Raw genomic sequence first — 19803 nt, forward strand, 5'->3', positions numbered from 1 at the left:
ACAGTATGATTGCAAGTTAATAAAGTACAAAAATACCCCTCCCTAACCCTCCTACGGTGTACACACAAGTCTGAAATAGCTGATTAACCAAGGTTTTACCCCACCCTAACCCTCCCCTTGTAAAGGGGAGAGAACCGGAAATCTCATTTCCCCCCAATACATCAGGGGGATTAAGGGGGGTAAGGATGTACTTCATTTAGATGCAAAATGCTATAACAAATGCGTACCCCGAAATAACAAATGCGTACGCCAAAACATGTCCTGTTCCCTACCTCCTTAATAAAAAACGGAGGCAGCTACTAACCACCTCCTGACAAATTAAAGCTTGGATGGACTGAGAAATGCTTTGACAGCAGCCTAGAAACTCAGCTAGCTACGGCTCAAAAACATAGTCAAGACCACTCCCAGGATAATCGATCCACCGCCAAGGATGAATGACCAGAAGCGATAGTAACTGTTAACAATAGTGCCATTTTCACTCTGAAGTTGAATCAAATCCATCCAAGGCGCAACACCTCGACGGAACCAACCCACAGCGCCAACTTGTTCGCCAATCAAGCTTTGGACTCGCTTCATCCCAAACAGGAAATTGCCGATAGGGCCAAAGCGTGAGGCGTAATGCAGATAAAGCATTCCGCTACGATCTTGAATTTTTAAATCGGAACCAAATTTATAACCAGCGTCGCCACGACCAATAAGTTGACCTTGCAGTTTTGCAGGTTGTCCGCGTAACGGACTGGCATAAGGGTCTGACATCAAGGTGAGAATATCGGTTTCTGGTGCTTGCTTGTAATCAGGAAACATCACCAAGGCTTTGATAAGAATTCCGATCCCTAAGCCAATTAGTGGCGCACCCAATACTAAACCTGTGTTTGGAGAACTCGACCACAGAATTACACCCATTACCAAACCAACAAAGAAACCAATTGTTTCAGCGCCGTACAATACAACATCTAAAAAGAAGTTGCCGTAAAGTCTACTTTTATTAAGACTTTTACCTTCTCCAATAACTCGCCCCATATCAAACTCGGTTGGTAAACCCAATTGTTCGGCGTATGTGCTTAATGCACGAACTCGTTTACCTGTCAAGGGGTGAGTGGAATTTAACTCCATCCACCAACCCCAAGGATTAAACATATCCCAAAGAAAGACACGACCAACTTTTTGAGTATCAGATGCAATGCGGTAGGCGGTTCCTGTGGAAGCGGCGGCTTTATGGTCATAGATACCCAAGGCACGAGTTCCTTCAATTAAACGGCTGGGTTCTTGTGTGCGCGAACCTTCTTCTAATATTCCATAAGCAATCTTCACCAAAGCGCGGGATAATCCATTGGGATTACCCGTACTTTCAGCTGCAAAGTGGTCAGCAAAGTATTCTCGTGTGCGAGAGAGGTACAGCAATAGATAAGTACCGATGATATAAAACACGTAGGCAACTAGGGCAGCAGTTTGCATCGCATCTTTAATTTTGCTATCACCACCGCCGCGCCCAAATCTTCTAGCTGTGCTGTAAATCAAGTAACAAATTTGCACTAAGGTAGAAGCTACTGTCATCACTGCAAAGTCCCAGTGGACTATGTGCCCCAATTCGTGAGCGTAAACGGTAGCAATTTCATCGTCATCGAGGTATGTGAAAAGTCCCTGACTGACGACTAGACGGGCGCTGTTCGGCAATGAGCCATAAGTAAAAGCTGTGGGGTTTTGGTCGTTAATAATTCCCAAACGGGGCGTTTTCAGCTTTTTTTGTTCACAGACTTGGCGAATAATTTTAGCTGTCTCTGGACTGAGGGTTTCAACTTCTGCCAACTCTACCCAACGAGTTTGGTAAAGCCAGCTTTGAGTTAAGTCCATGAGAAATGGAGACAAGAAAAAGGCGGCGATATTAAAAATTAGGGTAATACTAATAGCGATCGCTAGTCCTTGGAATGGATTATCGCTACCCAAAATAAATACTAAGCTCAAACCTAAAGCCAACACCATACCAAACAACAAGGTGATGGTGACACCAGAAGCTAACGCCAAACTACCACCCACTCCCCCCATCGCTAATTTCATCTCAGTCGTAGCCGCACGACCAGCTTTTTGGCTAACGTTAGATGGTTGACGGAAGGATTGACTAGCTTGTTCTGCCCAACTGCAAGCCTGTGGATTGTCACTCATGATTAACTTTTGACACAGGGCCTTGGCTTTTTCGATTTCACCTGTGGCTTGATAGGCTTTCATCAGCCACATCTGTGCTGAAAGATAATCTGAAGAATTGTGTTCAGCGCAATCGCGGCAGAATTGTTCGAGTAATTCGACCGCATCTTGATAACGTTTTTGGTTTAAGGCATCTAATGCAGATTGCAATGACATAGGATCTCCCTAGTGAAGGAGTGGTATTTGATCTATCAATACTCAATAGATTCAGCGATCGTCACTGCAATTTCGGAAAAATTTAAATAATGACAGTATAAAATGCTTACTTAAGTAAAAGACTAGAGAAACATATATTACTATGTCTCTCTAGCCTGGGGAACGCATAAATCATTTTTAGGATTTTCAAATAAAAACGGTAATAATACTTATAATATTTTTGTCGTTGTCAACTTACTGCCTCTTTGTCCTATGTTTGATGTTTAGAGAATAAATGTTTTGAATCCAGTCTTACTTCACCCAATCAGAGTAATTATTGATTACCCAAATGGTTCACCCGATTGGAGGAAGACGAATGATGAACATAACCTGAGATTGATAAGATGAAGAGAAAGTAAAGATTTGTACTATGACTATTCTTAATATTGCCTCTCCCTTAATTACGATCGCAGGACAAACCCGCCAAGCTGCAAGTAAGCTAGCAATTCTTTCCACTGAGGCAAAAAATCAAGCACTTGTGGCGATCGCTCAAGCTTTAGAATCAGCTAAAGATGAAATTTTACAAGCAAATGTTGCTGATTGTAAAGCTGCTGCCGCCGAAGGGATTCCCCAACCACTTTATAAGCGCTTGCAGTTGGATGAACATAAATTAAGAGATGCGATCGCAGGGGTACGAGATGTTGGTAAGCTAGCCGATCCAATTGGTAAAGTCCAGATTCACCGCGAACTTGACACTGGCTTAGTTCTGAAGCGCATCACCTGTCCTTTAGGTGTTTTGGGGATTATTTTTGAAGCCCGTCCAGAGGCGGCGATTCAAATTGTTTCTTTAGCAATCAAATCAGGAAATGGTGTAATCCTCAAATGTGGAAAGGAAGCAGTGCGTTCTTGTGAAGCAATAGTTAAGGCAATTAAACAAGGATTATCTCAAACTGCTGTTAACCCAGATGCGGTACAGTTACTAACAACTAGAGAAGAAACTCTAGAACTTTTGAAATTAGATAGATATGTAGATTTAATTATTCCTAGAGGTTCTAATTCCTTTGTCAGATTTGTACAGGAGAATACGCGCATTCCGGTACTAGGTCATGCTGACGGGATTTGTCATCTTTATATAGACAAAGCCGCTGATATTTCTAAAGCAGTTCCAATTACCGTCGATGCGAAAGCGCAATATGCGGCTGTTTGTAATGCAATTGAAACTTTGCTAGTTCACCAATCAATTGCTACAGAATTTTTACCAAAAGTTGCTGAAGCTTTGCAAGAACGCCATGTGGAATTAAGAGGTGATCAACGCACCTTAGAAATTTTACCTAATATCAAAACTGCAACAGAAATAGACTGGGAAACCGAATACAGCGATTTGATTTTGTCGATCAAGATTGTAGACTCTATAGAAGATGCGATCGCTCATATTAACGAATATGGTTCTCGTCATACCGATGCCATTATCTCTGAAGATCTAGCATCTGTTGAAAATTTTTTTGGACTAGTAAATTCAGCAAATATATTTCACAATTGTTCTACGCGATTTGCTGATGGTTTCCGCTATGGTTTCGGCGCAGAAGTAGGGATTAGTACACAACAAATGCCTCCTCGCGGCCCCGTTGGGTTAGAAGGATTGGTGACATACAAATATCAAATGACTGGCGATGGTCATATTGTAGCTACTTACACCGGGGCAAATGCTAAAGCTTTTACTCATCAGGATTTAGTGTAAAGTATTCTCACATATAGGACTCATGTCTGATTTCTGAACAAGAGTTAAAATAAAACCCCGATAAAACGGGCTTTTCAAGTCTCAATATGTTTTCAAAAATTAAATCAAAGTCCTATAGTCGGGCCAGTTACAAAAAAGTAGATTTCGCATGAGTAACAAAATATCCAAGATCGGTATTATTGGTGCGGGGAATGTAGGTGCAGACGTAGCAAATGCTTTAGTGCTACTCGGTAAATGTGTAACAGTCGTGCTTTTTGACCGAACTTTATCAAAAGCTGAGGGGCAAGCATGGGATATTGAAGACAGCATTCCCCTACTTAAAGACATGGAGATTTTACCATCAAATCAGTATGAAGATTTAGTGGATTCTGATATCATTGTTGTGACTGTTGGGGTGCCGCAGAAACCTGGACAGACCCGATTAGATACGTTGAGCGACAATGCACAGATCATGCGTTCGACGATGAAAGAATTGGATCGAGTTGCACCGAATTCAATTGTACTTATCGTTAGCAATCCAGTGGATGTATTAACACGGATTGCGATTGCCAATTCTACAAGAGCAGAAAACCTAATTTTTGGTTCGGGAACCGTTCTTGATACTGCTAGACTGAGATATCAACTTGGTAAGCAACTGAACGTTAGTAAACAAGACGTTCATGTTTATGTGATTGGAGAGCATGGAGACAGTGAATTTGTCGTTTGGTCTAGTGCATTTATTGGGGGAATTCCATTAGCTGAATTTCCTATACCACAAGGAACAATACTAGAACAAATTCAGGAAGAGTATGCAGAGTTAACCCGTAAGCGAGGCTATAACATTTTTGAACGTAAAGGAAATACTAGCTATGGTATCTCAATAGTAGTTTGTCAGTTAGTTGATACCATCCTGCGAGATGAAAAGCAAATGTTTCCAGTATCGGTAAGAGCAGATTCTAACTATGGAATTGGCAGTGAAGTTGTTCTGGGACTTCCATGTATCATTAGTTCCCAAGGTATTGAGCGCAAACTGGTGTTACCAAGAAATGCTCATGAACAACGTTTATTAGAAGAGTCAGCCACCAAACTGAATGAAGCCTACAATTCTTTGGATAATTAAAATCAACTCAAATAGTCTGTTTAAAAACGTCCTTTTTTGAATGTTAAACTAAGGCTTTCAGTAAAGCTTGGAGTTTCAGCAGCACCTTTGCAAACTCCTGGTCAAAATCGGAGCTAGCCACGATACCAGTGCCAGTATACAATCTCGCGCGATCGCCATTGTCTCGTTCCCAGTCGCAGACTGAGAATGCCTGATGGTGGGCTGCTGCCTCTTGACTTGCGGCAAGCAGGCTAATGAAAAGCATTTTCAGTCAGAGGCTGGAAACGAGGTTTTAAAACTACACAACAACTACAAGCGCCATCGCTCTTTTTTAGTCTAAAGTCCAGTTAGCTGCCATTGCCTTTTTGCTTTAAATCCTGCAAAAGCTTTATATAGGTTACTTCTCAAGAAAGATGAACACATGTAAAGCCCTTAATAACATGAAGCTCAGGTATCTCTAGCTAGACGGACTATGCAAATCTAAAGCTTTGCATCAATAAAGAAACTCGTCAATCAGACAGCGTTCGTTGACATGAGAACGAGTGCTGTAGGACTGATGTTAACCAATAATGACAGTACTTAAGGAGATTCAAATGATGAACAAGACGGAACAGCAAATCGTGAAGCCGATTGAGCACAAGCAAACAGATACAGACTTTGCCAATGCCGAGCAGGCGATGCCTAAACCTCTAGTAATAGCAGGAACATCTGATGGCTTGCTGTTTATTGACTCCAAACAGTATGTAGAACTTGAAGGTTGTTCCATCACTGCTCTTGCCTTGAGCCAGGATGGACTGTGGGCGATCGCCGATCGCAATTCAATATGGCATCGCGACCCTAACGGCGAGTGGCATCAAGTTGCTGTGATAAATGATTTGCGATTGAACTGCATCTTGCCAATCGAGGATGCGGTTCTGGTAGGAACGTCGCAAGCTCATCTCCTCCGCATTACTAACGATGGAAGCACGAATCGGATCAATTGCTTTGAGGCGGCTGAAGGACGTTCCCAATGGTATACACCGTGGGGAGGACCTCCAGATGTTCGTTCGATGGCAGTAGGTCAATCCGGCGAACTTTATGTAAATGTGCATGTCGGAGGCATTCTGCGCTCTGACGACCAAGGACAGTCATGGCAACCCACCATTGACTTTCATGCAGATGTTCACGAGGTACGAACCATTCCGGCTCGTCGGGATCTCGTGTTGGCAGCTACAGCTGAGGGGCTAGCAATTAGTCAAGATAGAGGAAACTCTTGGAGCTTTGATCGCACAAATCTACATGCTGATTACTCACGAGCTGTGGCAGTGTGTGGTGAGACAATTTTGATGACCGTTTCTATGGGGCCATCAGGTAGCAAGGCAGCCATCTATCGCCGTCTACTTGATGAGCCAGGCACATTTGAGAAGTGTGAGCCAGGGCTACCGGAGTGGTTAAAAGACAATATCAATACAGGAACCCTTGCCACTTTCAGGAATATAGCTGCTTTCGGAACTTGTGATGGTCAAATCTTCCTCTCGAATGATGCTGGCTTGACGTGGAAGCAGATAGCAGCTTCTTTGCCTAAAATCTTGTGTGTAAATCTGATGTGATCCACTATTTACAGCTGAAGAAATACTGTTTTTAAAATTTAACAAAATATAAGCACATAAGTATTTCAGCAACTAATTAGGGGTCTAGCAGTTTACTCAGCATCAAATCAGGGCAAACGTATCATGTCAACAAGACCCTCTAATTATCAACAAACTCAAAAAAAGTCGCATTAGTCGATGCTTATTGACAAGGATTTAGGCGTAGGCAAATAAATCAAACGATAAATGCTGATTTTTCGTTGATTCTTAACCTCCGTTGTGAGCAAGTATAATTTATTCTTGCACAATCAAACAAACAATTTGGTACTCCAAAGCTTTGCCTACTTTTTTCGATGCATTGGCTTTAGTTAGGCGATTTTTATGAGCTAGCACTTTTTCCACATCTTCCGAAACCACTCAAATGATAAAAGTCCCTCGTCTTTTATTTGAGCGTTTCAGGGATATTGCTGTTTACGCTGCCTGAGTAAATCAAAAATGGATAAAGTCAGCCTTGCAATTTATTCTATAGCAAGGGATTAGGAACTGCTGGGAGCTGAATAGTTTTCCCAATCCCCCGGCAACGTCAAGGACGAACGCGCAATTCTGCCAGTGCTTTACCTGCCTCAAAAAATGCCCTCTCTACAAAGCGTTCGAGGTTGAGGCGATCGCTTTGTTCTTTTTGCGTCAACTCCTCCACTTGAGCAGCGCTAACCGTAATCGTTGCTGTAGCAGGATTTTCTGGATCGAAGGTATCCTCCGCAGAACTATAAACCGAAGAAGTTGAGGAAGTTACAGGCTATAGCAAAACATGTATATACGCACTGGTATAGCGAATTTGGTGTTGAAGGATTAAGCGATCGCCGAAATGAAAATCAAGGAGCGACTCCCTTAATAGATGACATCCACTAAGCGCATCTATGGCACGCTTTGCAGTCAAACATCCCAGATGGGGGATTCTAGAATGGGGGAAAAGTTGCGGAATGGTTGAGTGAAGTCATGGGGAAAAAGATTAGTAGATACAGGGGATGGGAGATATTACGGCTTCGGACTTTTAAGCTACGAGTACCTTGCCCATCTCACGCAGAAAGCGACCATTTTGAGCAAGAAGCTTTGAGTTAGAGATGATTCACTCTTGAAAAGTATGCTTCAATGTAGCATAAATCATCTGAATCTATTACGCTCCATGAATGACGCGCCCTCTGTCACTCATTGCTACTAGCTTACCGCGCTACTTACAGCACCCTTAAGGGCTGCAATTCCCTGTTCAATGCTAGCCCACAGACCCATGTCAGGTTCCTTACCAGCTATCTCTCGCGTTCCGACGAAGTAAAGAACGCCTTTAAGAATCTCTTGGTGAGCACGATTTTCAAAATTAACTCGGTTGAGCGGTTCCATCAAATTTTGAAGGTCATCATTCAAGGACTGGGCAACCTTGTGTAGAACCAGCCCGGTCATTGTCTGTTGATGCTTTAGCAACTCAAGCTGTAAGTACTTGTCATACAGAGTTAGCTCGGAGCCGCTCATCATTTGGTTTACCTTCTGGGCATGTTGTTGAGTAATGTCGCGAGGTTCTGCTGCGTTGCCGTATTTAGAAATAACTGCTTCGATGGTGCCGAGATTTTCGCGATCGCTGCTTATCATTTTTTCGAGCCGCTCGCAAATCGTATTGTCCTCCGTCTGTGCTATTAACTTTTGCTCACTTTCCAACAGAACATTCTGAAAAAGCTTTAGATCAGCAAGCTTAGTAGCTATATTTGTCACATCGGCCATTATTATTAACTCCAGACTACAGGTTTTATTGGTTATGACAAGCTCTCCTCACTTTTTCCATATTCTCGTGAGATTTGAGTAAGTCCGTCCCTCCTCAGAAAGATTTATATCAAGTTTGGTAAGTATGTTTAGTATAAATAGTAGTGATGTATAACTGTATCAATTTCTGTCGCTGTGGTCTGCAATCTTAATAATGCTTCCCTGCGGGACGCTACGCGAACGTAGATACTTGGCCATTTACGTCTAAATACTGGTGATAGCGATAAATCTGCCAAACTATAAGCGTTACGAGTTAGCAATATTGCATCCGTCAATTCAAAAGTTACGTCATGCGCTCTACCTAAAAGGCTGTACGCCGCACGGGCGTAATTCTTCTAGTAAGGCACGTTTCATATTAGCAGATGAGAGTTGGTCGTTCTTCTGTGAGTTTCTGCTTACAGGGGGACTGTGTTCAATCACACCCCCTATTTTTTGCCTTGCAATTGGCTCTCGTAGTCTAAACTCCAGTTAAAAGGGTTGGGGCTTAAGTTGACACCAATGGCAAGATGCCCACCCCACAAGAGATTTATTTTTTGGAGGATGCAAATTAAAATATTTTTAGCTTATCATACATAATACTAATTCAAAATTCAAAATGACGCTCTCTACGAGACGCTAAAAGCGAACGCGGACTCGCTAACGCTGCGCTAACAAAATTCATGCATTAAGAAAGCCAGACAGAACAAAGGTATGTCCGTATATATCTGTCGCATTCTTTTTTCAAAATGGATTGTTGGTAATATGCCAACTCTCTTTTTCAAGAGCGTTTCTAACAAAATTGTGGTAAATATCTTTAGCTGGCATACAAGATTAGTAATTAACTTTAAACTAAGGCTTTCAGTAACGCCTGAAGTTTCAGCTGCACCTCTGCAAACTCTTTATCAGGATCAGATCCAGCCACGATACCAGCACCAGCATATAATCTGGCGCGATCGCCATTAATTAATGCTGAACGAATTCCTACAATAAACTCACAGTTACCTTGAGAATCTATCCAACCTAAAGGTGCAGCATATAAACCCCTTTCAAAGTTTTCATAACGACGAATTTCGGCACAAGCTACATCTTGTGCTGCACCTGCAACGGCTGGTGTAGGATGCAATTGTCCAACAATCTTTAATGGGTGTATGTCAGCAGGAACCATAGCACTGATTGGTGTCCATAAATGCTGGATATTCGATAATTGTCGCAGCCGTGGTGCTAATATTTGCGGTAATAAACCTAACTGGGATAGGCGTTGTGTAATGAAATCAAGCACTAGGGAATGTTCGTGCTTTTCTTTTTCACTATTTAGTAAGCGATTGGCATTAGCTGCATCTTCAGCAGGGGTTTTACCTCGTGGTGCAGAACCAGCTAAAGCATCAGTGATTAACTGTTGATTATTAATACTAATTAATCTTTCTGGACTTGCACCAATAAAGTTTTGTCCTTTGCCATTACTTGTAGAAAAAATATAACAATTAGGATGGTTTTGTCTAAGATTATTTAATGATTTAACTAAGTCAAAGTAGTTGCTTGACTTGACATCTAATATATCTGCTAAGACAATTTTGCTTAAATGACTAGACCGAATCTTTTCTAAAGCAGATACTACTGAACGTTTAAAATGAGCAGCATTCGTAACGGATTTTTTGTAGAAGTTTGCTGAGAAACAATCAATATTAGCAGAGTAATATTCTAAAGATTGGATAAATTCAATTTTATTTTGCACATTCTCCAATAATCTTTCAATATTTACATTTGCATTGATAATTATATTTGTTACTAATATACAACGCTGATTTTTTACAGCTACTTGCCAACGTGGAAGAAAAATGGTAGCAGATGGAAATGGATAATCGACTTGGGCATTTTTATCAAAAAAGCTGAAATAACAAAAAAAGTGAGGCCCAGAAAAAGGTTTGTTCGCGTTACCAAAATTAATTATATTTTTTAGACAAGATTTGATAAAATATTCTGTTTGATTAAAACGATTTGAGCCATCAATCTGTAATTTTGCTACAGCATCAATTGCTGCGATCGCTTCTCCTTTACCTCTATCCTCAAAGTAAAAATTTATTTCATTTACTTGTGTAAGTTTATCCAATACAAGTAGAGGGTCAACTAAATCAATTTCTTGGGAGACACTGACAATTTGTCTGCAATTATTTTTGACGCACTTTTCTTGCACTGTTACCAGAAACTGATATAAATCTTTGTGCTTTACAAAGAAGTTGCTCCGACATGGTAAAACTGTCATGGATTTAACGATAGTAAATTTTTTTTAAGTTAACTTCCTAAAGTGTAATTAATCGTGGTCGTATTTTTACAGGTAACATATTAAGTTGCTATTTCACCAGCGTAGGGTTTGGCTTATTTGTGGTGTTCTCAGACTATGATAAGACAGTTTAAGCCTGAGACTGCAACGTGAGGGTGAGTGTTAACAACACAAAGTTAACAAGCCATAGTAAAAGTGACAGTTGTTTGTATATCACCCATATCTAGCGTCTCTTTAAATCATAAAATCTCAAGTGTGAGTAATATTCCGGTAATTTAATTAATCACAACTAATGACTACCAACCAAATTTTATATCCCAACACTAAGTTATGGATGGCAGCGATTAAACCGCCAATGTATAGCGTTGCGATTATGCCCATTTGGGTAGGAACAGCAGTAGCATTTTCCGAAACTAAAATTTTCAATGGTGTAGTATTTTCTACTTTTGTAGTTGCGGCAATCTTAATTCTTGCTTGGGAAAATATCAGTAATGATGTGTTTGATTCCGAAACTGGTATTGACCAAAATAAGCACCATTCTCTGGTGAATTTAACAGGCAATAAACCATTAATATTTTGGATAGGAAATTTGTGCTTAGGTTTGGGGTTACTGGGCATACTAGCGATCGCCTTTTGGCAACAAGACCTAACTGTTATCGGTATAATACTGCTGTGCTGCGGTTTAGGCTACACGTACCAAGGGCCTCCCTTTCGCTTAGGATATCAAGGTTTAGGCGAGATTATTTGTTTTTTTGCCTTTGGCCCCTTAGCAGTGGAGGCAGCATATTATAGCCAAACCCAAACTTGGTCAATGACAAGTCTAGCAGCCTCAGTGATTGTTGGGATTGCCACAACCTTAATTTTGTTTTGCTCGCACTTTCACCAAGTTAAAGATGACATAGCGGCAGGCAAGCGATCGCCTATTGTCCGTCTCGGAACCCAAAAAGGTGCTCAACTCCTAGTTTGGTTTACTGGTAGTATTTATCCTCTCACTTTGCTATTTGTGCTATTGGGAATTTCTCCGGCTTGGACATTACTAAGTTGGGTGAGTTTACCCTTTGCTTTCAAATTATGCCGCCACGTCCAAGAAAATCACAACCAACCGGACAAAGTTAGTAATTGTAAATTTATTGCCGTAGCAGTGCATTTCTGGGCTTGCTTGTTGTTCGGCTTGGGATTTATGATTTAGGGCATTAGACATGGGGGAGCCACTGCGGTCTTGGGGTCTCCCCAAGTGGAGCAAGTGGCGTCATTGAAATAGAGAGAAAATGACTAATGACCAATGACTAATGACTACAGATTTGAATTTCGTCCTTATCAGCGAAGATTTTTGCGATCGCTTACCACTAATCACGGAAATTGGAATATTCGTGAAGGTATTATTCTCCGTCTTACCGATGAATCAGGTAAACTTGGCTGGGGAGAAATCGCCCCCATTAGCTGGTTCGGTTCCGAAACCCTAGAACAAGCCTTAGATTTTTGTCGCCAACTCCCAGACAAAATTACAGACGAGATAATTTTCTCCATTCCAGATAAGTTACCAGCTTGTCAATTTGGCTTTGAGTCAGCGTGGGAGAGTGAATTCTTTTCCATGCCCTATGACGCCAGTTCTCTCAAGTCGGCAAAGCCGCCCACAAGACTGGCTCCCCCATGCCCAATGCCCCATGCCCAATTTTATAGTGGCTTATTGCCAGCCGGGGAAGCAGCTTTAAATCAATGGGAAACGTTGTGGCAGCAAGGATATCGCACGTTTAAGTGGAAAATTGGTGTATATACGATCGCTGATGAACTAAAAATTTTTGAGTCACTGATACACACCTTACCAGCCTTTACCAAACTGCGATTAGACGCAAACGGTGGACTCAGCTATGAGGAAGCTAACTTATGGCTGTGGACTTGCGACAATCTCAAGGCAAATGGAGAACTACCCCTAGAAATCGAATTTATTGAACAACCGCTACCTGTTGAACAATTTCAGCAGATGTTGGAATTGAGTACGAGTTATAAAACTGCGATCGCTTTAGATGAATCTGTCGCCACACTTGGGCAACTTGCTGCTTGTCATCAACAAGGTTGGCGAGGAATTTTTGTGATCAAGCCTGGGATAGTGGGATCACCATCTCGTCTGAGAAAGTTTTGCCATCAACATAAAATTGATACTGTATTTTCATCAGTATTTGAAACTGCGATCGCAAGACAAGCAGCACTCAAACTAGCAGCCGAATTATACCAAAACAACAGAGCAATTGGTTTTGGTATCGACCATTTTTTTGAACAAGAAGAAACGTGGTTTCAAAGTTTATGGAACGACCTTTAGACTGTCTTAATAACCTGAATCGGGATGATTGGCTTATTGGTTATAACAGCCGTCAATTTAATCAAATAGCTCAAGAATTATATTTAGAACTAACACAACTATCAGCGTGTGGAACACCACCAAAAATTATCTTAGCCGAACGCGAACCATTACGATTTTTAGCAAGTTTTATTGCCGCTTGTGCAGCGAATTGTCCAATTTTTCTTTGTAACCCCGACTGGGGAACACAAGAATGGCAACAAGTCTTTGATTTAGTAAAACCAGATATTATTTGGGGAATAGGAAATCAAAAATCGGGAATAAAGAATGAAAATAATTACCAATGCCCAATGCCCAATGCCCTATTCCCAAAAATTATGATTCCCACAGGTGGCTCATCAGGGCAGATTAAATTTGCCATCCATACATGGGAAACTCTCACAGCATCAGTACAAGGATTTACAGAATACTTTCAACTAAAGCAAGTCAATTCATTTTGCATATTGCCGTTGTATCACGTTAGCGGTTTAATGCAATTTATGCGCTCATTCCTTACCGCAGGTCAACTATGTATTCAACCATTTAAAGCTGTAGAATCAGGTCAAATCTTAAATATTAAACAATCAGAGTTTTTTATATCTTTAGTACCAACACAGTTACAACGCCTTTTGCTAAATTTAGAATTAACTGAATGGCTATCCCAATTTAATACTGTACTTTTGGGAGGTGCGCCAGCATGGAACGAACTCCTAGAAAAAGCCAGATTTCATTGCATTCGGTTAGCACCTACCTATGGTATGACAGAAACCGCCTCTCAAATTGCTACCCTCAAACCGGATGATTTTCTTAACGGTAAAATTAGCAGTGGTCAAATTCTTCCCCATGCAAAAATAACTATTCGCAATCAGCAAGGCGAGATTTTAAATTCCAATCAAATCGGAAATATCACCATTTATGCTCAATCTTTAGCCCTTGGTTACTATCCGATAATCCGAGAAAATCAAACTGATTTCCAAGTAGATGATTTAGGCTTTTTAGACAAACAAGGTCATTTAAATATAGTCGGACGTAACAGCGATAAAATTATTACAGGTGGAGAAAACATTTACCCCGCAGAGATTGAATCAGCTATACAAGCAACTCAAATGGTTACTGATATTTGTATCATTGGCATCCCAGATAAACACTGGGGACAAGCTTTAACAGCGATTTACATTCCCAAACAATCAGATACCTCTGCTTTAAAAATCCAAACTCTACTCAAAGACAAACTTAGCAAATTTAAAATTCCTAAATATTGGATTTCCCAACAAAACTTGCCCCGCAACTCCCAAGGAAAAATTAACCGCCAACAGTTACAGCAAATCGCCACAGAATTCCTCCAAAATCCCATTACATAATCTCTCTCGACTTTATTCTCTCTGCACCTTCTGCGTCTCTGCGGTTCATTTCCAACCATTGGATAATCTCTTCAGGCAATTCCTGCTTACTTCTACTACTCGCATCAATACAAACATGCCTAGTAATAGCCTTAGCAACTACCACCTCAGCCACCGCAATTTCGTAAGTAATTTCAAACTTATCAACACCTATTTTTTGCGGAATTAAACTAATCAGCAACTTATCCCCTACAAACATAGGGCGCAAAAAATCCACACTAGTATGAACAATGGGAAAAGCCACAGATGGATTAATAAAAAAATCTTTGAGATTAATACTTGACGCTTCTAAAGATTCTTCATAAGCTTCATGGCAAATACTCAAAACGTTAGCAAAATAAACTACCCCAGCAGCATCAGTATCTTGAAAGCGAACCGTGCGGTTATAAGTAAAAGGCATTTTTGACAATTAAATATTAAAAAACAGTAGATTTATCTCCTACTTGACAAACTAATTTTATTGCAACTAAGTAAGTTAGTGATAAAAATTTAATTTCCCCAATTCTGAATTTATATCTAAAAGTTTAGTCTTATTCAATGCTTTGGGGTTGAATATATGGTGAGGAAAGGCGATCGCTTCTATATTAACGGCAATGTTGGTACATCGAAATCATTAAACGAGCAGATATTGTAAGACGAAGCTGCTAGAGCTTTCACCAGCTTACTGTCGAGAGTCAGCAAAGTAGCACCTACCTGAAAATGCTTAATGCACACACTGGTATCTACCACGCTTCTAAGAGGATTGCTCATCTATCACGGTCTTCTCGAATTAGTTCAGTACTATTAGGTAATCCAAAGTCTGCTGGATTTAAGCGGCGGCGACTAATTTCCTCTAGGAGTTTTGGGACATTTTTTCGCCTTTCCTCTTCCGTAGGATGCGTTTTTACCTGCAAAGCGTTCTGCAAGATTGTAATAACTTGAGTATCAATTGAGTTATTTTCAGCTTTAGCTAACTCTTGCAGTTGTTGGTATAACTCATCGGGTATGTTTAGCGTATGAAGGGTAGCCATTGATTGACCTCCCAAAAGAATTTATTGGTAATCGTAGCATGATGTAAACAAGAAGGGACTTCATGGAGAAAACCCCTCTCACAGGAGAGGAGTACAGTAGGTGTTATGGTTTAGATGCTATTTATTGAGTGTTTCAATTGCTTCTTGAATCAATTGCTTAGTCTTGTGAAGATTTATCAGTCTAGTTTGGTCGTAGCGTTCAGGGAGTGGAAGTAACTTACCCTCTAGCGTTGCCCTAATTAGCGCAGCTTGTTCATCAGTAGGTTCTCCAATTTCACAAAGCATCGTGCCAAGGGCTTCAGAACTTCTCCAACTAGGATTTCTTAAACCTGTTTTGTGGTCTTTGAACTGCCCAATAGCTTGCATTGGAAAAGCCAATAACGGAGTAATCCAGCTTATTTTATACCCTGGGTTTCCTGCTGCCTTGATTCCGTACCGTGCAGCTAAATCTTTCAATTCTTTAAGGGTTTTGCTTTCAAGTTCAGAACGTGTAAACATAGAAATGCCTAATTTTCTAATTGGGTTTGGCAGCTATCCCAACTTGCGAGGCTTGGCTAGCTGCCAATTAAATTATCGCACGACTTCACGCGATATAATTGTGTTTTAAAATTTTTTATGCCTAATTACGAAGAAAAACCTTATTTAAAAAAGCATCAATTTACCACTGATAGAGAAGAACCATTAACCGCAAAAATAACTCTCAGACTTTCCCCATCCATCCTGGAAAAATTAAAAAGTTTAGATAACTACCCTGAATTTATCAGGCAAGCAATTTCCGATGCACTGAATAAGCTTGAAAATTCAAACGATACTACAGAAGATTGATACTAATTCGTAATTTGTAGAAAAGTTGTTGGCTTTGGCTAAAGCTTTTAGTCTTGCATAATATAAGTATCAGGTATATGCAAATAAAGGGTAGCAATTGCTTTATTTCCTACGAAATTTTATGGTAAAGGGAGAGAAAGGGCTATCACTATAAGGATATCCCAAATCCTTAGAAGTTTTTAATAATTCAGTTTGACAAATAAATTAGAGATATTTTACACTTTGATAGTTATTTGATGACCTTTGTGAGTAAAATTTATCATAGCTTGCTATATAATTACAGATATGTTTGGAGGTAAATGAATAGAATAGAAAATAAACCAACTGTACTAGATTTATTCTGTGGTGCTGGAGGAATGAGCTTAGGATTTCAAAATGCTGGTTGTGAAATTATAGGAGGGATTGATAAAAATCCGCACGCAATTAAAACCCATCATAAAAACTTCCCCAAATCTAGACTTAAGCTAGCAGCAAAAGAAATTGAATATATAACTGATTTAAATCAATTGGGAATCCAACCAGGCGAAGTAGATATTTTAATTGGGGGGCCACCATGCCAAGTATTTTCAGTAGTTGGTATTGGTAAAATGAAGTCTTTAGAAAAGGATCTTGCAAAAGATCCTAGAAATTTTATGTATAAATATTTTATTAAATTTATCAACTACTACCAACCTTTATTTTTTGTAATGGAGAATGTAGATAATTTACAAAATAAAGTTATATTTAACCAAATTATTACGGAATTAAAATTAGGTCTTCCTGAGCATAAAAATACCTATCCTGGTTACAGAATATATCCTGAGGTTTTGCTGGCTTCTGATTATGGAGTTCCTCAGTCTAGAAAACGTCTTTTTATAGTTGGTGTGCGTCAGAGTTTATTAAATACAAGCTTTGATTTTTCTGTGGTTCAAAAGTCTAAATCTGTCTCAGTAGGTGAAGCTATTAGCGACTTGATACCACTAAAACCGTTAACTAGATATACACCACTTATATCTTTATATATACGATATTTATCTTTAGGAGAAAGGATGATTGGTTTTGCAGGGGAAAAGCAAAGAGATATTAGAAAATCTTACCTTTGCGATCCTGAATCTGAATACCAGAAAAAAATGAGAAAAGGTTTAACAGTGGAAGAACAACTAGAGGGTGTGTGGAATCATATATGCCGCTCTCATAATCCAGTAGATATAGTTTCTTTTGCCATGATTCAACCAGGAGGAAAGTATACAGATTTACCTGAATCTTTAAGACGTTATCGCTGGGACATTTTTGACGATAAATATAAGCGTTTACCTTGGGATAAACCTTCTTGGACATTAACTGCTCATATGCAAAAAGATTGCCTTGCTTACATTCATCCTAAGCAAAATCGTACAATCTCTGTTAGAGAAGCTGCTAGACTACAAAGTTTTCCAGATAACTTTATTTTTGATGCACCTATGACTAGGATGTTTGAGCTAGTTGGCAATTCTGTTCCGCCTCTTTTAGCAGAAGCGATCGCCAAACCAATTGTTGAGCAAATAAAAGCCTACAAAGCAAGTCTTTAGGTCAACTTAGCTTTGTCTATATAGGTGATACTGTTTTAACTTTTATGGCATATTTTCCAATAGCAAACGTCTGTCTAAAAGAGTATTTCTGTGTTCACAAGAAGTTTCTGATATGAGCTGACATGCATAGCAAGCAGAACCATTTACTTTATCTTCTCCAAACTCTTCTTCAATACAAATGGGGTCATTAGAGCAAGCATCTATATTGCGAAGAGCTGATTGAAGAATACGGTCAAAGTGGGGAACTAAACCAATCAAACCTCCCAGTGTACCATCACCACCTGACTGTGCTGTGTAAAGTAACAAGCCTCCTACTGTTTTATTGTTAATTGTGCAAGTATACACTCGTTCTCTAATTGCGGCAGAAGAATAACCAGAGTCAACTGATAGAGCTGTGATTAAACGGTGAGACAGTGTATGCCACCAAACAAAGACAGGATTTAAATAGTCTAAACGATGTAAATCTTCATCCTTATTTGCTAACATAGCTTTGATTTTTTGATAGCTACTTGGTGAGTTGTGGGCAGCTAGCCAACGACTATAAGCTTCACCTTGTAAAGGAAAATGCTCTGAAATACCCTTTGGCTCCGTATCAGATACAAAATCTAGAAAAATACCCTCGCCAAATAGTTCTACACCAGGATGCCAAGCTGTACTCTCATTAGGTGGCATATACTCAACTGGGATAATTATCGGTGAGTTCTCCTGACTATCGTTTTGATTTGTATCAATGGGCCGTGTATAGCCAATTTGTACCATTACTACCCTCAATCTGCTCAGAGGTGTTACTCTCAAAATTCGACCTGAACCTAACCTAAAGGTTGTTACATTCTCTTTGTAAACTTCAAACTGATTTGGTCCTCCTGGTTTATCTGAGCGCTGGGGTGGGGCACCATCACAAGCTGCATTATGTAGGCTCAGAAACTCGTCTTGTCTAAGTGTTGCTTCTGTAGACTTTTTGGGATTTGTTATTTCACTTAATATGTCATAAATAACCCCAAGTATCTCAACCTCTTCGTACTGCTTTATAGTTGCAGATATTAATGGATCTAATCGATTTCCTTTAACGAGATTGTCTAAAAGTTGAACTAGCAAATTTTTAGAATTGACAGGTATAGCAACAAGAACATCTAAGACTGCACGACTTTGAAGCAAACGATGTAACTGCGTATCTAATGGAGGAATTGTTAGTGCAGTTTTAATTTCAGAAACTCGTAAGTTAGCAGCACCGCGTTGAATTATCTTAGCTGGTCTATTACAATCTACCCGCCGATTATTTTCTTCTGGAAAACGTCCAGAACAGGAGAAATTTCTAGAATAAACCTCCCCAAAGTTAGCATTTTCACGACATTCAGGACATTCTATTCTAATATTACGTAATGCGCCCCCTCCACCTTGCCAGCGCAAATATTCAGGTTTACTACATCCTTTCTTATGTTTGATTAGTAAACTCCAAGACACTTCATCTAGATGTCCGTGAGAGCAAGCCAAAACAAAGCGTACCGCTTCTTCACGAGACTTAGCCCACACTTTTCCCCATTTACTAGCAGTTTTGCATCGAGGACAGCCAATTAAAGACTGAGGTTTATATCTGTAGAGAATGCCATGCGTAGGGCAGAGTGACCACCTTGGGAAATAATAAGCGTGATATACCAGTCTGTTTTCTTTTACTCCTAATTCAGCGTTAGAGGGAATACGAAATATTTTTTTGTTATTCAACAGAGTTTGTGAAAGTCGTAGGTCTTGAATTTCATATGCTTCTGGATGAATATTTTCAAACAGTGTTGAGTGGCTGGGAGCAGCGATAACAACAGGCCCATCTGGTGTTTCTAAAACGCTACTTGGTCCAAAAGTTGTAATGTATTGTGAAGGACGTAGAGATTGACCATTAGCTGCCATAAT

Annotated in this window: 19 protein-coding genes; 8 read left to right on the plus strand and 11 right to left on the minus strand. The window is 40.0% G+C overall.

Features of this window, described 5'->3' with window-relative positions; all coding sequences use genetic code 11:
- Nucleotides 1-369: 369 nt before the first annotated feature.
- A complete protein-coding gene (locus V7K56_RS28810; RefSeq protein ID WP_334916120.1) occupies nt 370-2355 on the minus strand; it encodes a zinc metalloprotease HtpX in 1986 nt (661 codons plus the stop codon).
- Nucleotides 2356-2764: 409 nt separating this feature from the next.
- On the opposite strand from V7K56_RS28810, the gene V7K56_RS28815 reads away from it, so the two are divergent.
- The gene (locus V7K56_RS28815) at nt 2765-4072 is read left to right on the plus strand and encodes a glutamate-5-semialdehyde dehydrogenase (RefSeq protein WP_334916122.1); all 1308 of its coding nucleotides are present in this window, start codon (nt 2765-2767) and stop codon (nt 4070-4072) included.
- A gap of 148 nt (nt 4073-4220) precedes the next feature.
- A complete protein-coding gene (locus V7K56_RS28820; RefSeq protein WP_334916124.1) occupies nt 4221-5171 on the plus strand; it encodes an L-lactate dehydrogenase in 951 nt (316 codons plus the stop codon).
- A 43-nt stretch (nt 5172-5214) separates the two neighbouring features.
- Here the strand turns inward: V7K56_RS28820 and V7K56_RS28825 are convergent, their stop codons facing one another.
- Nucleotides 5215-5415: a hypothetical protein gene (locus V7K56_RS28825; protein ID WP_334916126.1), complete on the minus strand. Its 201-nt coding sequence runs from the start codon at nt 5413-5415 to the stop codon at nt 5215-5217.
- Nucleotides 5416-5743: 328 nt separating this feature from the next.
- On the opposite strand from V7K56_RS28825, the gene V7K56_RS28830 reads away from it, so the two are divergent.
- A complete protein-coding gene (locus tag V7K56_RS28830; protein WP_334916128.1) occupies nt 5744-6739 on the plus strand; it encodes a hypothetical protein in 996 nt (331 codons plus the stop codon).
- A gap of 273 nt (nt 6740-7012) precedes the next feature.
- Here the strand turns inward: V7K56_RS28830 and V7K56_RS28835 are convergent, their stop codons facing one another.
- The 4 genes from V7K56_RS28835 to V7K56_RS28850 all read right to left on the minus strand — a co-directional run bounded on the left by V7K56_RS28835 (nt 7013) and on the right by V7K56_RS28850 (nt 10766).
- On the minus strand, nt 7013-7135 hold the full coding sequence (locus tag V7K56_RS28835; protein WP_334916130.1) for a hypothetical protein: 123 nt from the start codon (nt 7133-7135) through the stop codon (nt 7013-7015).
- A 798-nt stretch (nt 7136-7933) separates the two neighbouring features.
- Nucleotides 7934-8359 (minus strand): hemerythrin HHE cation-binding protein, encoded by a 426-nt coding sequence (locus V7K56_RS28840; RefSeq protein ID WP_334916132.1) that lies wholly within the window; start codon nt 8357-8359, stop codon nt 7934-7936.
- An 888-nt stretch (nt 8360-9247) separates the two neighbouring features.
- A complete protein-coding gene (locus V7K56_RS28845; protein WP_334916508.1) occupies nt 9248-9331 on the minus strand; it encodes an element excision factor XisH family protein in 84 nt (27 codons plus the stop codon).
- A 19-nt stretch (nt 9332-9350) separates the two neighbouring features.
- The gene (locus V7K56_RS28850; RefSeq protein WP_334916134.1) at nt 9351-10766 is read right to left on the minus strand and encodes an isochorismate synthase; all 1416 of its coding nucleotides are present in this window, start codon (nt 10764-10766) and stop codon (nt 9351-9353) included.
- A 310-nt stretch (nt 10767-11076) separates the two neighbouring features.
- Here V7K56_RS28850 and menA point away from each other — a divergent pair, with 310 nt between their 5' ends.
- The 3 genes from menA (at nt 11077) to V7K56_RS28865 (ending at nt 14480) form a co-directional block, all read left to right on the plus strand.
- A complete protein-coding gene (menA, locus tag V7K56_RS28855; RefSeq protein WP_334916137.1) occupies nt 11077-11973 on the plus strand; it encodes a 2-carboxy-1,4-naphthoquinone phytyltransferase in 897 nt (298 codons plus the stop codon).
- Nucleotides 11974-12066: 93 nt separating this feature from the next.
- Nucleotides 12067-13101 carry an o-succinylbenzoate synthase gene (locus V7K56_RS28860; protein ID WP_334916139.1) on the plus strand — a complete coding sequence of 345 codons (1035 nt, stop codon included), beginning with the start codon at nt 12067-12069 and terminating at the stop codon, nt 13099-13101.
- Entirely contained in the window at nt 13086-14480 is a 1395-nt protein-coding gene (locus tag V7K56_RS28865) for a 2-succinylbenzoate--CoA ligase (protein ID WP_334916141.1), read from the plus strand. The genes V7K56_RS28860 and V7K56_RS28865 overlap by 16 nt, the downstream gene beginning before the upstream one ends.
- Here V7K56_RS28865 and V7K56_RS28870 read toward each other — a convergent pair.
- The 4 genes from V7K56_RS28870 to V7K56_RS28885 form a co-directional block, all read right to left on the minus strand.
- Entirely contained in the window at nt 14473-14919 is a 447-nt protein-coding gene (locus V7K56_RS28870) for an acyl-CoA thioesterase (protein ID WP_334916143.1), read from the minus strand. The two genes, V7K56_RS28865 and V7K56_RS28870, sit on opposite strands and share 8 nt — an antisense overlap.
- 179 nt (nt 14920-15098) lie before the next feature.
- On the minus strand, nt 15099-15269 hold the full coding sequence (locus V7K56_RS28875) for a hypothetical protein (RefSeq protein ID WP_334916145.1): 171 nt from the start codon (nt 15267-15269) through the stop codon (nt 15099-15101).
- Entirely contained in the window at nt 15266-15529 is a 264-nt protein-coding gene (locus tag V7K56_RS28880) for a hypothetical protein (RefSeq protein WP_334916147.1), read from the minus strand. Before V7K56_RS28880 ends, V7K56_RS28875 begins: the two co-directional genes overlap by 4 nt.
- A gap of 117 nt (nt 15530-15646) precedes the next feature.
- Nucleotides 15647-16027 (minus strand): hypothetical protein, encoded by a 381-nt coding sequence (locus tag V7K56_RS28885; RefSeq protein ID WP_334916149.1) that lies wholly within the window; start codon nt 16025-16027, stop codon nt 15647-15649.
- A gap of 117 nt (nt 16028-16144) precedes the next feature.
- Between V7K56_RS28885 and V7K56_RS28890 the strand changes: the two genes are divergently transcribed.
- A complete protein-coding gene (locus V7K56_RS28890) occupies nt 16145-16354 on the plus strand; it encodes a hypothetical protein (RefSeq protein WP_334916151.1) in 210 nt (69 codons plus the stop codon).
- 299 nt (nt 16355-16653) lie between these two features.
- Nucleotides 16654-17901, plus strand: a complete 1248-nt coding sequence (locus tag V7K56_RS28895; RefSeq protein ID WP_334916153.1) for a DNA cytosine methyltransferase — start codon at nt 16654-16656, stop codon at nt 17899-17901.
- 42 nt (nt 17902-17943) lie between these two features.
- On the opposite strand, the gene V7K56_RS28900 is transcribed toward V7K56_RS28895, so the two are convergent.
- Nucleotides 17944-19800: a DUF1998 domain-containing protein gene (locus tag V7K56_RS28900; protein ID WP_334916155.1), complete on the minus strand. Its 1857-nt coding sequence runs from the start codon at nt 19798-19800 to the stop codon at nt 17944-17946.
- Nucleotides 19801-19803: the final 3 nt, after the last annotated feature.

It is taken from the genome of Nostoc sp., assembly GCF_036917535.1.
Classification (GTDB): Bacteria; Cyanobacteriota; Cyanobacteriia; order Cyanobacteriales; family Nostocaceae; genus Nostoc.

Bases quoted from the DNA above. Each gene is read 5' to 3' on its own strand.
- V7K56_RS28825 (WP_334916126.1), bottom strand. From the start codon at position 5,415: ATGCTTTTCATTAGCCTGCTTGCCGCAAGTCAAGAGGCAGCAGCCCAC.
- V7K56_RS28870 (WP_334916143.1), bottom strand. From the start codon at position 14,919: ATGCCTTTTACTTATAACCGCACGGTTCGCTTTCAAGATACTGATGCT.
- V7K56_RS28830 (WP_334916128.1), top strand. From the start codon at position 5,744: ATGATGAACAAGACGGAACAGCAAATCGTGAAGCCGATTGAGCACAAG.
- V7K56_RS28815 (WP_334916122.1), top strand. From the start codon at position 2,765: ATGACTATTCTTAATATTGCCTCTCCCTTAATTACGATCGCAGGACAA.
- V7K56_RS28900 (WP_334916155.1), bottom strand. From the start codon at position 19,800: ATGGCAGCTAATGGTCAATCTCTACGTCCTTCACAATACATTACAACT.
- V7K56_RS28850 (WP_334916134.1), bottom strand. From the start codon at position 10,766: ATGACAGTTTTACCATGTCGGAGCAACTTCTTTGTAAAGCACAAAGAT.
- V7K56_RS28880 (WP_334916147.1), bottom strand. From the start codon at position 15,529: ATGGCTACCCTTCATACGCTAAACATACCCGATGAGTTATACCAACAA.
- V7K56_RS28840 (WP_334916132.1), bottom strand. From the start codon at position 8,359: ATGATAAGCAGCGATCGCGAAAATCTCGGCACCATCGAAGCAGTTATT.
- V7K56_RS28860 (WP_334916139.1), top strand. From the start codon at position 12,067: ATGACTAATGACTACAGATTTGAATTTCGTCCTTATCAGCGAAGATTT.
- V7K56_RS28810 (WP_334916120.1), bottom strand. From the start codon at position 2,355: ATGTCATTGCAATCTGCATTAGATGCCTTAAACCAAAAACGTTATCAA.
- V7K56_RS28820 (WP_334916124.1), top strand. From the start codon at position 4,221: ATGAGTAACAAAATATCCAAGATCGGTATTATTGGTGCGGGGAATGTA.
- V7K56_RS28845 (WP_334916508.1), bottom strand. From the start codon at position 9,331: ATGCCAGCTAAAGATATTTACCACAATTTTGTTAGAAACGCTCTTGAA.
- menA (WP_334916137.1), top strand. From the start codon at position 11,077: ATGACTACCAACCAAATTTTATATCCCAACACTAAGTTATGGATGGCA.
- V7K56_RS28890 (WP_334916151.1), top strand. From the start codon at position 16,145: ATGCCTAATTACGAAGAAAAACCTTATTTAAAAAAGCATCAATTTACC.
- V7K56_RS28865 (WP_334916141.1), top strand. From the start codon at position 13,086: ATGGAACGACCTTTAGACTGTCTTAATAACCTGAATCGGGATGATTGG.
- V7K56_RS28885 (WP_334916149.1), bottom strand. From the start codon at position 16,027: ATGTTTACACGTTCTGAACTTGAAAGCAAAACCCTTAAAGAATTGAAA.
- V7K56_RS28875 (WP_334916145.1), bottom strand. From the start codon at position 15,269: ATGAGCAATCCTCTTAGAAGCGTGGTAGATACCAGTGTGTGCATTAAG.
- V7K56_RS28895 (WP_334916153.1), top strand. From the start codon at position 16,654: ATGAATAGAATAGAAAATAAACCAACTGTACTAGATTTATTCTGTGGT.